The organism is Marinobacter xiaoshiensis (assembly GCF_031631795.1).
Taxonomy (GTDB): Bacteria; Pseudomonadota; Gammaproteobacteria; order Pseudomonadales; family Oleiphilaceae; genus Marinobacter; species Marinobacter xiaoshiensis.
Window position 1 is genome coordinate 51,521 of sequence record NZ_JAVMBO010000016.1, and the last position, 14,483, is coordinate 66,003.

Annotated in this window: 9 protein-coding genes and 1 pseudogene; 6 read left to right on the plus strand and 4 right to left on the minus strand. The window is 47.6% G+C overall.

All coding sequences use genetic code 11. The features are described 5' to 3' along the window. Positions 1–103 precede the first annotated feature (103 nt). Positions 104–1,156, plus strand: coding sequence for an FRG domain-containing protein (locus tag RKA07_RS11645; RefSeq protein ID WP_310966384.1), 1,053 nt, complete (start codon positions 104–106; stop codon positions 1,154–1,156). A 336-nt stretch (positions 1,157–1,492) separates the two neighbouring features. Here the strand turns inward: RKA07_RS11645 and RKA07_RS11650 are convergent. Further along, positions 1,493–2,604: pseudogene (locus tag RKA07_RS11650) on the minus strand (IS3 family transposase). Between the two features lie 581 nt (positions 2,605–3,185). On the opposite strand from RKA07_RS11650, the gene RKA07_RS11655 reads away from it, so the two are divergent. The 4 genes from RKA07_RS11655 to RKA07_RS11670 all read left to right on the plus strand — a co-directional run bounded on the left by RKA07_RS11655 (position 3,186) and on the right by RKA07_RS11670 (position 6,653). Continuing rightward, positions 3,186–3,365, plus strand: a complete 180-nt coding sequence (locus RKA07_RS11655; protein ID WP_310966385.1) for a hypothetical protein — start codon at positions 3,186–3,188, stop codon at positions 3,363–3,365. After that, positions 3,341–4,204, plus strand: coding sequence for a hypothetical protein (locus tag RKA07_RS11660; RefSeq protein WP_310966386.1), 864 nt, complete (start codon positions 3,341–3,343; stop codon positions 4,202–4,204). The genes RKA07_RS11655 and RKA07_RS11660 overlap by 25 nt, the downstream gene beginning before the upstream one ends. After that, positions 4,188–4,430: a hypothetical protein gene (locus RKA07_RS11665; protein ID WP_310966387.1), complete on the plus strand. Its 243-nt coding sequence runs from the start codon at positions 4,188–4,190 to the stop codon at positions 4,428–4,430. Before RKA07_RS11660 ends, RKA07_RS11665 begins: the two co-directional genes overlap by 17 nt. A gap of 672 nt (positions 4,431–5,102) precedes the next feature. Beyond that, positions 5,103–6,653 carry a nucleoside deaminase gene (locus tag RKA07_RS11670; RefSeq protein WP_310966399.1) on the plus strand — a complete coding sequence of 517 codons (1,551 nt, stop codon included), beginning with the start codon at positions 5,103–5,105 and terminating at the stop codon, positions 6,651–6,653. A 228-nt stretch (positions 6,654–6,881) separates the two neighbouring features. Here the strand turns inward: RKA07_RS11670 and RKA07_RS11675 are convergent, their stop codons facing one another. Genes RKA07_RS11675 through RKA07_RS11685 form a run of 3 tightly spaced genes read right to left on the minus strand, consistent with a single transcriptional unit; the run spans position 6,882 to position 12,740 of the window. After that, complete coding sequence (locus RKA07_RS11675) at positions 6,882–9,077, minus strand: DEAD/DEAH box helicase (protein WP_310966388.1); 2,196 nt, start codon at positions 9,075–9,077, stop codon at positions 6,882–6,884. Next, a complete protein-coding gene (locus tag RKA07_RS11680; protein WP_310966389.1) occupies positions 9,077–10,420 on the minus strand; it encodes an ATP-binding protein in 1,344 nt (447 codons plus the stop codon). Before RKA07_RS11680 ends, RKA07_RS11675 begins: the two co-directional genes overlap by 1 nt. Positions 10,421–10,433: 13 nt before the next feature. Next, on the minus strand, positions 10,434–12,740 hold the full coding sequence (locus RKA07_RS11685; protein WP_310966390.1) for a tellurite resistance TerB family protein: 2,307 nt from the start codon (positions 12,738–12,740) through the stop codon (positions 10,434–10,436). A gap of 229 nt (positions 12,741–12,969) precedes the next feature. Here RKA07_RS11685 and RKA07_RS11690 point away from each other — a divergent pair, with 229 nt between their 5' ends. Next, a complete protein-coding gene (locus tag RKA07_RS11690) occupies positions 12,970–14,388 on the plus strand; it encodes a hypothetical protein (RefSeq protein WP_310966391.1) in 1,419 nt (472 codons plus the stop codon). Positions 14,389–14,483 lie beyond the last annotated feature (95 nt).

Here is a 14,483-nt window from a genome sequence, read left to right on the forward strand (position 1 = left end):
GGTGATTGGGCTTTTGAGGTGCCCAGTATTAACTAAGTAGGAGACAATTGACGTGCGAGGTCAGTGGACAGGGACATACAGGGTACAAAACGTTGAAGGAGACATGCTAGTCAATATCGATGAGGTGGGTGACCACTTCGAGTGTGAAGTCTACATTGCACCCTTCGATAGTGACATTCCTGCTTCAATTGGATATGCGGCAACTATCGATAAGGGGAACCAACAACGTGTAAAGGCATTTGTGAACCCGTTTGATCCCAGAAGTGCGCAACAAGCAAAATGGGATTCGATTAAGCATCTTTATCCAGAATCTGTCTTTCACAATGACGAACTTGATGTCGATATAAGCTTAAAGGGGGGTAATTTATCTCTCCAATCGGTTGATAGTCCAGATCGGTTCAGCGGTGTTGCTTCCAGGTTTTATGCACCTAAACGGTCTAAAATTAAAGCAGGCGTATTGGGATGGGGCGAGTTTAAGGCCAACCTTTCGGACTTTGCCGACTCGAATTTTCTCTTCCGTGGACAGGCACAAGACTGGCCACTCAGGACATCATTTCATCGCCGAGGACGATATCGAATAAATCAGTTTATCAACACTGATGTTCGCACTCTGCATAGGCAACTGAGCGGTCTAACTGATCACTTATTTGATTTGACTGTGCCAGACCAAAACGGTGCATTTCTCAACCTATTACAGCACCATGGTTATCCGACACCGCTTCTTGATTGGTCCTACTCTCCCTACGTAGCTGCTTTTTTCGCGTTTCGCGATGTTAAAAAAAACTCGAAAGAAGAAGGCCACGTGAGAATTTTTCTTTTCGACGCTGAAGCATGGAAGTTGGACTTCAACCAGCTGACACAACTCGTCTTGCCTCGGCCCCATCTTTCGGTGATGGAGTTTTTGTCAGTGAATAATCCCAGGCAATCGCCGCAGCAGGCAGTAACTACTGTCACCAATGTTGCGGATATCGAGAGCCATCTCCTTTTTCGCGAACAGATGAATAGCACCAAATACATTCATGCAGTGGACATACCCTACATAGACAGGGAGGAGGCGATGAAGGATCTCAAGTTCATGGGTATTACTGCGGGCTCTATATTCCCAGGAATCGATGGGGTCTGTGAGGCTTTAAGGGAAACAAAATTTGATGCTTAGAATCATTTTCCTGGAGTTGACTAACCAGCAAATATTCAGCGTCGCCAAGGAGACGTTCCAACAAAGACAGGTGAGTTGAAAATTTTTCAGCAACCGCTGACAAAAGATTTCTTGGTAGCCATCCCCAGATACAGGCTGGAGGAGGTTATCATTGTCTGGTTCCAAAGGCTGCCATCTGCAAGGCACTAAAATACCTAAGTCAAGCCTCATGGCCGAACGTGATTGGTTAGAGTTTTTCTTTGGTATTCAGGGACTGGGCCGAACATGATATTTGGGAAGGCAACCGGACTCACTGCCACAGTTAAAACGCCAGGTCCCGGTGTAAACACCCCTGTTTTAGCAGCACTGCTGATTAGAGTTTTCTGCCCGTTGGTGTTTCGCCAGATATTCCCATGGCGTCAGGTCTTCCAGTGAATCGTGGGGACGCTCATCGTTGTATTCGGTCATCCAAGATTCAGTTAGCTGTCGGACTTCAGTCAGATTCCGGAACACATACATGTTCAGAATTTCGTCCCGGTAAGTTCGATTGAAGCGCTCAACATAGGAGTTTTGAGTTGGTGTTCCCGGTTTGATGAACTCCAGTGTTATGCTGTTTTGCTCAGCCCAGTCGGCCAGAGCGATGGAGATAAACTCCGGTCCGTAGTACCTGCGCAGTTTGGCTGGATAGCCTCGCCAGGCGATGATGCGTTCCAGGACCCGAATAACTCTGGGCGCGGGAAGGTTCAGGTCGATCTCAATGGCAAGCGCCTCCCGGTTAAAATCATCTACCACGTTGAACGTTCTGAATCAACGCCCGCAGAACAGACTGTCACTCATAAAATCAATGGACCAGCACTGATTGAATGTTGCTGGCACGCTCAACGGCTCGGGGTTTCGTGTTGGAAGCCGTTTTTTACCTCGTCGCCGTTTGTTCAGGTTCAGCGCGCAATACAACCGGTATACCCACTTGTGGTTCCAGCTGTGACCCCAGCGCCGCAGAACCTTGAACAGCTTGCTGAAACCGTAGGCTGGGTAGCGCTCAGCCGCAGTCTGAAGGGCTGCAATCACCGGAGTATCTCGGGACCTATCCGGTCGGTAGCGATACACAGAGTCACGGATGCCAGCGATTCGACAGGCCCTGCGTGTACTGACACCGTCAGCCTGTTTGAGATAATCCACCAGTTCTCTTCGAACGGCTGGCTTTACAGCTTTTTTTCGATGACATCCTTCAGCAGTTTGTGATCCAGACTCACTTCAGCATACATCTGCTTCAGACGCCGATTTTCCTCTTCAAGCTCCTTCAGGCGCTTCACATCAGAGGCTTCCATACCGCCGTATTTGGACTTCCAGTTGTAGTAGGTCGCATCGGAGATGCCATACTCACGACACACCTCTTTGACCAGGCGACCGCCCTCAACCTCTTTCAGGATCTTGACGATCTGAGACTCGCTGTAGCGCGATTTTTTCATGTCGTTCTCCGTTTGCCTCATTGTAGGCGGGAGAACTCTAATTACGCATGCACCGATTTTAGGGGATGGTTACAAGGCCACCTCCTAATTTCCCAGCCCATCATGACCCCAGCAACCAAAACTCGCTCATTTGCAATGTTCGGTAAACCGGTCTTTAATCTGAGCAATAGCCAACAAGCATGACTCACTGATAGCTCATGCCCCCGCTTTTGGCACCGGCAAGGTTCGCTGGTGGTTTTCCTTTCAAGTTTGGAGGCGCTGGATTTCCAGTCAGTCTTGCTTAAACGAATGTGTTACCGCCGACAGTCTAGTGCAGGGGAGGTCGTTCATTAAACCTTTACCGTTCTGCGTCTTGCTGCCCGGTCACATTGACACGGCTTCACAGACGATGCCTGGTTGAACCAATGCTTCCTTTGTTTAGGATCGTGCTCTTGGCTGGTTTTCTTACTGGATGCTCTACTTCTAATGTAACGACTGATGATGCTGGCCGCACAGTAATTCATCACTGGGGGTACACCAGAATCATCAAACCGCCTGTTTCGTCTTCGGACGATCAGTTTTATGTGGCAGGTTACAAACTCATGGGGTTCAGCATCGGCGAGGGGTTCACCCTTGGATACAAAAGCGATGAGTTCATCCAGGTACCAACGGATTGCCGTGTTCTCGTTGTAGTGAATGACCAAGTCCAGTTCAAACACCTTCTGGATCACATTGATACGATTGGAGCGAAGGATCTATGCGCTACCGTTTCCCCCAAATAGGTTCGTTGATACCGCTTCTCACCATACTTGCGGGCTGCTCAACACCCCATCACACCAACACTATGGTATTTAGTACCAATACGAAATTCGCCCTCGACTTATCCGTTAACCCGGCCGGAGGCACGCCTGACTTTACCTTCGGCTATAAGCGGCAAGAAGTTGTTTGGATGCCTTTGCTGGCAAATAAGAATTTTAAAAAAGAACCTCCAACACCGATCAACTGTGGCGAAAAATGCATGTTTGTTGGTGTGGATGGTAACCAAACAGATACCTATTCCGTGTTAGCGAGTTTCGGGGCTAAATTTGGGGGCAAAGCATCAGCCAGTGGCACCCAGGAGACCTCTACATCGGGCAGTGGTGGCCTTGCTCAGTTCTTTGCAACCGGCCTTGCTGCCCGAAATCTCGCTACAGAGGGGGGCGCTCGCCTCGTTTCCATTCAGGGAGCCGATTCCGACGCGTTGGCGTTGGCTGAGCAAAACCTCAAATATCAGGCACGTGAGGCTGCGCTTATTGAAGCCAGGCTCAAAGCGGAGATGACCCCGGAAAAGTATAATGAAGTCGCAACCGGCGTTACTGAAAAGAAAAAAGTTCTACAAGCTAAAGTCGCAGAAATTATTGAGCACATTACCACCGAGAATAAGGCTCTGGATAAAACCAAGTGGGAAGAATTGGTTGGCAGAACAGAGCTAACCAATGCAAATCAGAGCGTACTCACCGGACTTGGCGATCTAACCGTCGTACGAAAGTACCTAGAAAGTAGGGCCCGCGAGCCCTCCGAAGCAGAGATCAACGCGTTACACAGCAAAATAGGAGATTTCTCCGATGACGAAAACTCTTAGAGTTCGGGCTGTTAAGAAAACTGACGTCGAATCCATCGTCCGGTTAAGGACAAGCTATCAGCAGCAGCAGCAGGAGGCTTTGCGGAACAACGATCCAGATAAATTCCAGTTCGTTTATGAGTCGGACAATGTGGACACAGCGTTGATTGATGCCATTGAGCAAGGCATATATCGTTCTGAGGACCTCAAAGAATCTCATATTTTTGTCATTGCTGAGAGGGACTGATCAACACACCGAGCGTTCATCGAGGCGCTGCAAAGCGTCTAGTTGTTAAGAGCAAATCCGAAGGCCGAACTTACTTTTTAATCGATGCTCCTGAGCTTAGTTACTTAAAACCGTCCAAGATAAGGTCGGGAAAGGTATAGCACACAACAGAAGGGTCTTCTTGCGCCTCGTATAGACGCCCCGAGCATCTACACGCGAGCCCACGCTCTATATCTTTAGGAGCGAAGAGTCGGCCGTCTTTCTGACCAAACGGTACGCGGAGGGCTCCGTATTCCGCCACATCGAATCCTTTAAAGAAGCAATAAAAACATAAACATACCGAAACTCTCAACCGATAGCTCGGACTGGCGGGAGGTTGGTACCCTGAGGCATACAAGAAAAAGCAGGTATGGGATCGGGGAGGAGTGAGTGGTTCCACTGAAGCCACTCACACTTCATTCATATTAACTAGGAAAGTAATTTATCAGGCTGGCTCGGAACCTGTCCTATCCGACAGTTGACGAATCAGTTTTTCCACGTCATCTACACTAAAACCTTTTTCGAACAACTCTTTCTTCAACTCTTCTTCAGGTCAATATTTATTCAAGCACTCATCGCGGAAGCGAAGCATCATACACAGAATCGACTAATATCAGATATTGGGGTTCATGGCATAAGGAGAAGACCGTGGAGATGATCCAGAGCGCGTGGAGATCTAGTGGGCTAGAAGGCGACGAGGTTGCCTTATTCGCAGCTGCCATCAGCATTGTTGCTGCATGTCTATCGTGGGTTAGCTTTAAACGCACCCTTCAACTCGATGAAAATAGCACTGCCGCCGCATTATTCTTGCAGCTGCGCTCTCAATATAAGGATTTCTATTCAAGGCTTCATGAAAGGATTCAGGACCTGCACTATGCGGACGAGATTAATCTTCCAAAGAGTTGGGGTTTATACACGGAAGAACAAAAGCTCTTAGCCAAAGAATATTGGATAATTTCATTCAACGAGTGGTTTGCCTCAACCAAGTTCGCAACCGCTTCATCAATCTCTCTGTGGGAGGAATTTTATGGTCCCGCCATTGCCTCAGCCCTCAGACATTATGTACTTCGTCGTGCACTTGAGGAGGCCGTTGACAGTCTTTACTCTTTTGGCCGTGATGAGCACAAGTTTGTTGCCGCCCTCTACGCAGTGATTGAAAAAGATATAGTGAGACTCCTCCTCGGACAAGATCCCGATAATCTGTCATTGCGACACGCAGAATTTGCCGATATGGAAGACCTAGGTAAAGGTGAAAAGACCGACCAGGATTTCTTTGAGTCAGTTAAACAAACCTACAATTTGCAGCCAGACCGAAATTACGCTGACCTTCAGGATTCAGTCGTCGATCTTAGCAAACTGGACTGCCGTCTGGATCACGTAAGAAACCTGTTCACTTTGCTCTCCAAGCTGACGACGCGTGCAGTGCCGATGAAGTTCGATTCGCCTGCACAATCAATTGCCAGTAAAGCCAGCCAGTTTCTTATTTCGATGGATCCTGGGCCCCAGAGGGATCTGTATAGACGTCTATTGGCGGAATTTTATGACATCTTTGGCATAGATCTGCGCCACCTTGCGGAGGCCGAAAAGCGTAACCTTGTGCCCATCCCGCTGGTGCATGAGCAGATTAAGTCGTCGGTCGACATCGCTGCGGCTGAGGCCTTGCTGGTTTGTATTGTAGCCGCCCAAGCATCTTTTTCGGGTAACTATGGCGTTGCGGCTGTTGCATTCAACGCGCAGGGCTTTCCAGTTGCCATTGGCGAAAATGCGATTTTTAAACCGCGTTTTGACAGTCAGGCTCATGCAGAAATGGTGGTGATGAATAAGCTTGAACGGCGCGTATTGTTTGACGATCTACCCGAATGTCGGGTGGTGACGTCGCTAGAACCTTGTCCAATGTGTTTCAGCCGGCTGATATCCTCAGGCGTCAGAACCGTTCGCTTCCTATGTACAGACGAAGCCGGCGGCATGGTTCACATTAGTGATCAGCTACCGCCGGTGTGGAAAAACCTCTTCAATAGTGGAAGGGATTTCAACGAGAGTGAAGAGATACCCCTTTATAGTACGAGGCCGACAATAAAACTTGGCAGCGCCACCGATCCGAATCAAAATATCAAGACATTTAGTCAGTTGGCCCAGGCGATATTTGAGCATGATCGCCACAAACTAGATGTTTTGCTCGAGAGGGTGAGTACAGTGGTTCAGTGATTTTGGAAACCATCTTCAAAGTTTCACGATTAGCGACCAAGAGTCGTCGTCCCAGTGACTGGGCCTTTTAAGAGTCTTTGCTTAATTCGTGTGCTTTGCTATCGCTTGCTCTATCAAAGTAAATCATCAACAGACCCGGTGGTTCATAAGAAAACAGATTTGGACTCCCGATAACTCTGCATCCATTCTGTTGTTATATCTGATAAAAATCGGGTATTTGAGCAGCAGCTATAAAAACTGGTTCTTGAGCCATGCATGTGCTCCGAGCAAATCAAACATACGACGCCCATAACCTTCCGTTAGTAAATCCTCCGGTAACAGCTCGTCAAACTTCTCTATGTGCTTTTCCGGCACCATGTCGGCCAATTCATATTCCGATGGCAGCTCTTTCTGAAGGACCCCTTTAAAACATGCTAGGACATCATCAGATGAGGTCTTCTGAACTTCGATAGCGCCAGCATAATGACTTGCCTGGAATCCGGCTCTAACGAGGATCGCGGAAAGGGTATTTACCACTTTGTCTCCCAGCCAGGGAAACACATATACATGCCCATGTTGCTCTATCACTGAACTATTACTCAGGCCCGTACGTTCAAAAAACTCAACTCCTTCCTTAAAAAGACTGCGAGCCTCGCTATCGGCGAAGTCGACCTTGCCATTGGCGGTAGCTATACGGTAGTCCCCGGATTTATAGATCGAGAACATTTCTTTTCGGATAATGTCGTGAATACCTAGCCCTTCACCACCAAACCTTGGTGGCTTGCCACCCTTCGTTTGTTCGACATAGATGACCTTGCCATCGGTATCCACGTCGATGACTTTCCATCGTCTACCAGCAAAGATAATGTGTTGGTTGGGCAGAATCATGGCGTCAACAGGGAGTTGCCCAATCGTCTTTGCCCCGTTGACTACGCGGAACTCCTCCGGAGTCTTAAAAACAGCATAGAAAGTGTACTGGTTGACTAGTCTTTCACCCTCAATACCAAGTACCAGTTCTCCGCTACCGAGCTGGGTAACACAATCTTCCGCACCGAGATGGCGTAAAAGCGCCATGAATTGTGAAGGGCTAATCTGTTGAAATGGCCCCTGACGACAGAGCAGGGCATACAATTGATCAGCGCGAATCCCCCCCCACTGGGCAATTGTGGCCATAATTTGGTGCACGAGTGTGGAAAAGTGAAACTGTCTCGTGTCCGCCGGTTCGAACCATTTGTCAGTAATCATTAGTCTAATCATCGCCAGCGACTGAACAAGCTCCATGCGCAATCTATCATTAGGACTTGATTCCATTTTGATATCGCTTTCGGAAATCAACATTCGCAGAATTGCTGGATCGCCTCTTCGGCCTGACCGGCCCATGCGCTGGCGCAAACTTGATACTGAGTGGGGAGCTGTTACTTGAATGACCGAGTTAACCTTGCCGATGTCAATTCCCAACTCTAGGGTCATTGTGCAAATCGCTGTAGTCGGCAACGTTTCTTTTTGTAGACGTGATTCCAGCCCCTCACGAAGTTCTTTCGACAAAGATCCGTGGTGCGGAAAGAACTCATTTGGTACGACTGCTGTTTCGCAAAAATCGCTGAGCTGAGCTGCGATAGCTTCTGTTCGCTGACGACTGTTTGCGAACACTAAGTGAGACCCACCTCGACAAAGAGTATAAAGCTCCTCACAAATCCGATACTCGGCCGGGACCCGAGGATCATTTGCTTTAAGATCAACCGGATCCCGATATCCCTTGACCTGCATTTTCAGCGTGGCCTGCCCTTGGGAGTCTGTGATAGTGATACACGGCATGCTGCCATTTGGCCGCAATGATCGTGGCACAGACCCCAAGTCGCCCAGAGTTGCGCTAAGTGCCACTCTGGGAATTGGGTATTCCATACGCACGAGCAGGTGGTCTAACCGGTTTAACAGTGACAATAACTGCTGGCCACGCTCCGTACCGATGAATGCGTGAAACTCGTCGATCACAATGTATTTGGTATTAGCAAAAGCGTGACGAGCCCATCCGGCGTGTTTGATAAGCATCGCCTCCAAGGACTCTGGCGTAATCAGCAGAATTCCTGAGGGGTTCTTCCGAGCGCGATTTTTTAAGCTTTGCGAAGCGTCGCCATGCCATGGGGTTACTGGCATTGCCATCATCTCGCAAAGAATATCCAAGCGACGATACTGGTCATTGATCAATGCTTTGAGAGGGCTCAGATACAGAATACCAAAGCCCTCGTCGTCATCTGCAACCGCAGACATTGCCGGAAGAAAGAAAGCTTCAGTTTTACCAGCAGCGGTTGAGGCGCTTATCAGAACATCCGTGTCGCCGGACAGGATTGGATCTATTGCTTTTTTTTGGATCTCCCTGAGATCAGGCCAGCCTTGTTTGAAAATCCATTTTTGGATACGCCTGTCCAGCTTCTGATATTCATCCATTAGATTTTAAATCCGGCTAGTCCATCGTCGTCTGCTTGATAGTTTCCAGAGACCGGCCCGCGCTCGCTGTCATCAATTTCGATATCTACATCGCTGGGTAGATCCTCCTCAAGCTGTACACTTGCCACCAAGTCTGACCATTGGATCTCTGGGTTCTGATCCATGGTCGATAGCATGTCGAGGAAAGCCTTTATAATGCTTCGAGGTGTTCTGAAGTAAGCTTCCCCAACATTCTGATGACAGTGATTGAGAAAGGATTTTAAGGCGTCATCAGGAACCAGATATTGCTCTGGGTCACCGCTGGAAAACACATGCCTAAGGTTTCTTAAAAGAATGAACAACTCTTCCGGTGTCAGGCTTGCCAGGTGCAGGGCGGGGGAAGAATAATCAGCAACCCCTGCACGTTGAGCGAAACTGTTTTCAGCCAATCTGGATTGAAGAGCCTCGTAACTGTAAAGGCCTTTTCGAGGATCGAGAAGGAACTCCGGTGTGCCACCGAGTAAAAACCCGAGGCCTTCAACGGATCCTTGCAAACAGTCATTGAGCATCCGGAGAATTTGTTCGTAGTTTGAAGTCCGAGCCTGAGTGGAGTTCAATTTGTACAGGTTAACCATCTCATCAAGATTAACGAGCAGGCCAGTGTAGCCAGCCTGGCGCACAAACAAACTCATCAACTTAAGTGAGTCATAAAACCCTGCATCATCAATGATTGTACGGACGCCAAGATCGCGGCGGGCATCGGTTTTAGTGGAATATTCAGCACGTAGCCACCGAATAGCATTCGCTTTGAGGTCGTCATTACCTCGTTCATGGCCATTCCAATAGGCCTCAATGACAGTGGCAAAGTCGTAACCGCCTACCATTTCAGATAGCTTAGAGAGTTTGCTGTGAATTACGGCATTTACCGTCTCATTATCACTATTGGCTTCTTTACGCGCCTGAGTGACAAATCGCTCAACAACACTGGTCAGCGCGTTTCCATCAGGTTTATTGCGGGTAGACATATTCCGCATCAGTTCCGAGTATAAATTACGCGCTTGACCAGACGATGCTTGGATCCTCCGGTCAGGAGACAGGTCTGCGTTTACAGTAACCATTTTTTTTTCTAACGCTATGCTTCGCACAACGCTCAAAAAAAACGTCTTACCTGAGCCATATTCACCGATAATCAAGCGGAACGCAGATCCGCCGTCTGCAATCCGCTCAATGTCGCGGTAAAGAGCTTTAATTTCATTCACACGACCCACTTGGATATGCTGAATACCAACCTTCGGTGTAACGCCGGATCTAAGAGACTGAATGATCGAGTCCCTCTCCCTTGGCCGGATGCGCTTCTCTCTCATGAATTAACGCTCCTTATCGGTTTGCGATGTCTTCGGCGACATCGAGCATGACTAATATGTCCTCATCGTCCTCGAACACAGGCTCGTCTGAGAGATCAAAAGACCAATCATTGATTGTTTCCAAGGCTCCATCCACCATTAACCCTAGTACTTCGCACATGGACTCAACTTCTGCACGGGCCCACTTTTCTCGTGTAATCAATTGTTCAAATAGCCTGCGATGTTCGGGATCCAGATTGCCCTCATCGCTTTCTTCCAGTTCTCCTTTGGGTTCTGGCTCATCGATCACCAAATCGTCTTCATCGGACTCTGTAAAGATCGACCCAAGCATTTCCTGCACGTTTTTGGTCTCGGATTCATGCAGGGCTAATACGCTTTCATCCAACCTAAAGCCAGGAGTCCTAGCAGGCTCCGAAGAACTTGCAACCTCCGTCGCGCGCCCCGGCAATTTCGTAGCCGTTAAACCATGAATATCACTGGAAACCAGTGTCTTATCTAGACCAAGGGTAGTGTATAGTTTCTCCATTTGTTTTATTTCGTCTGGACTGATATTACCATCCGCTAAGGCGACACTGACTAAGATTCTGCTTATTCCATGCTTGCCTGTATCACTGAGGTTTTCAATTTGCCGCTTTAAACTGGTGCTATTCTGAGGTGAGTTCAATCGCCAGGTAAGATATGCATGGAGGCTTGCCCTCGCGCTTTTGGATAAATTTGATTTACTCTCAATCAGTTCTTTCAGGACGATGACTTCCGCGTTATGCACGTGATCGTCGATCTTGGCTACCATTGCTCCAAGCCGCAAAGCCATACCCACTTCATTAAAGGTCTTTGACGGCTCCTGAAGGTCTTTATGACCTCCAAGAAACAACACCACATTGCCAGTAGGTGAAGGCTTGGCATGATGAAAGCGTGGATCTGGAGCTATACCAAACTCCGTCCTGTCGAGAACTGCTTGAATGAAATCGACTTCTCTTTTATTTACCTTCTCCACCGGAGTGTCTGAAAGTTTTGACCAGAAGTCCGAGAAGGACGTTAGACCCTGGTTCTGTTGAACGACTGTATTAGCCCATTCTGCAAAAGAGGAGAGGGGGGGTGAACCGGAAACATCTGCCAGTTCAACTGGTAGCAGTAGTAATCCTTCAATGTCATCACGAGAGTTCCCTTCCTTGCCCAAATAACGACTATAAGAATCGAGCTTTTCGGATGCTACGTCTGCTAACTTAATAAGTTTATTCGCTACAGATTTTAAGACTGTAGGATCAGGCACATCAGTTTCATCAAGAGTGGTTTGGGACAGAGATCCACTAGCTGGACGGTATGAAGGTTGTACAAGGGTTTTGTTGGGTTTGACCTTCAATCCCTCAGCATATTGTTCTCTATAAAGGTTGCAGAAAAGTTTTTTGAACTCAGCGCGGCACCGACGTGCAGGAGTTCTCGGAACAAAGTCGGTAAAATTTAACCAATCGAAAGCCATTTTAGCGGGTATCGGTTGGCCAGCCTGAACCAGTCTTCCCGCAGACAACGAAAACAATAATCGGAGGTTATGCTCATCTACTTCATCACTTGAAATGGAGATTTGCTCAGGACGCAGAAGCTTCATCCATTCAAGAAGACGAAACGCATAATTGTTGAAGGCTGGTTTTTTCCCGTAGATTGTCAGCAGACGCCGTATTTCTGAAGCTATAGCTGCGAATTCTGTATCGTCTACTCGACCAGACACTAGTGAGTCAACGATGATGCGACGTTCCAGGCCATAAAAATAAAGGAACACGTAGCCAAGCAGGGCATCGGGATCTTCACGCCTAGATGAGAGCCAGTTTAAGTAGGCACCTCGACATTTTGGTGACAGGCCGCTGTATCTGGGCCAGTAGCCCAGGGATTCATCTGAATCCCGGCAGGTTGCTTGTACAACTTCCAAGCTTTCATCAATCAACGACGCTTCGGAGCCATACTGATTCGTTGCACTTAATCTGCCACCAAAATAGAAGTTCCCCCCCGCGATCTCATAACCAGCAACTTCTACAGACTCCTCAGGTGATACCCATCGTCCGGGGCTTTTGTTGCGGCTTTTCTCTTCTGTTTGTCCGAATGAAATGGTGAAAGTTGCCAACCCATCTTCATCATCACCGTAATCCGATGAGCCACGGACATCACGATACTGTGGTCGCTCGTGCTCTCGTGCGTTGATCGCTGGAGCATGCTTGTTGCCTGACTTTCGAGATAAGGGAGCAGGTTTTTTCGAAGGTGATAGATTTCGAAACTTTGAGAGAACTAGCCCGATTATAATTACCACCCCCACTATGACTATTGCGTCCATCCGAGATTCCTCATATCCAGTTCCTTGAAAAAGCAGGCAACAGCTTATAGCAGGCTAACAGACTTGCAATGTTAGGTCAGTGTTGTAACTTCAATCACGAAACTCATCGCTAGGAATTCATTCGATTTTTTACGCCCAGAGCACGCATCCCTTCTGCTATAGAAGGGAGTTGGTAAAGGCACAGTGGAGGTTAAAATGAACACCAAGTCACTAATAAAAAGGTGCAGCTATGGGTGAGGCACGCCGAAGAGGAACATCGAGAGAAAGAAAATCAGCGGCAACAGCACGATCTAAACGTGAGCTGATTGAAGCGGCAGGTGGAAGAGATGAAATCAGGGATAGCCATATTCGATCTGGTCTTGAACTGTTGAAAGAAAGGCTCCGAGATGGGGAGTGGAATAACCGTCGGAAAAAAATTATCAGCGCTCTCAACACCAATCCTCAAGGTCGTCGTTTAGAAAACGCTAAGTCCATAAGAGTTAGAGAGGATGAGATCGGCTGGTATATTTTTTTAGCGGAGCAATGGCTCAACGATCCTTTATGCATAGATGTAAATCAAGCGGCTCGCAACCTTCCGTTTGTATCTAGTCTAGGTGAGAAATCCCAATACCGGCATCGCATTACTGGCCTTGAAGAGAAACTTGACGAATTGCTGGGGAAATTCAAATCTGAACCAGACGGTACTATTTTTGAAATACTGACAGCGTTTTCTTATGCGGCTGAGGGATGGGACGTTGAATTTTTGGCTGAGATCCCTGGAAAAAAAACGCCAGATCTCCTTGTTAAAAAGGATAATCGCGAGCTTTTTATCGAATGTAAACGCCAATCTAGGCGTTCTGACTATGCGGAAGATGAGCGAAAAGAGTTTTTAAGGCGCTGGGATAAAGCAAAAGGCGTAGTTTTTAAAAATAAACAATGGCTTTGGTTTAAATGCGAAATTCACACAGAAGTAAAACTGCTGCCTGAAAACTTTTTGAAGGACATTTTTGAAAAAAGCCTGCCAATATCGCAGGATGAGGTTTTAGTTTTTGATGGACCAGAAGCCACCGTTTCCGCGAGAAGAATCGATTGGCGGCCTATAAAAAAACACTTTTCTGAAAATCTTGTGAAACAAAACTCCCCGACGCTAAACGAAATCCTCGGTGGTGATTGGGCGCTACCTACAGACTGCGTGACTGTTCAGATGATTGCAAAAAGCAGCCAAGTCGTAGATTGCGACGCTGATATATTAGGGTGTTACATAGAGGATGTTGATTGGGTTTGTGGGATATCCCGGATAGTCGACTCCGAGGATGCAATTAACAGCAAAGCTCGCGATATTAAAAAGCTACTAGCCAGAGCTGTAAAGCAAGTCCCAAAAGACAAGGAGTCTATTATACATCTTGCGGTAGAGACGCTTGAGGGGAATAGCGTAGAACACCGGAGGACAGAAAAAGTAATGGCGTCGATTCCAGCGTTCACGATAGAAAAATTAGTTTCTTGTGTTCGGCTACACAGTTTTCGACCTCAGGCTACAACCGACAAGTTGTGGGATTTTGAGGAAACTGTGCAAACTTTCAATCGAAGTTGGGCACGCTTGGAAGGAATTCCAGACGCTGTTGTGTTACCAAGTGAATCTGATCTCCGTGATGGCAATCACTGGGACTAGAGTTACCCTTGAAGCCAAAATGCAAGTTAACTCCGGCATCTTAATCATCAAACGACCTAATAGTACATCTTTTTCTCGGTTGATTGATTGCATCG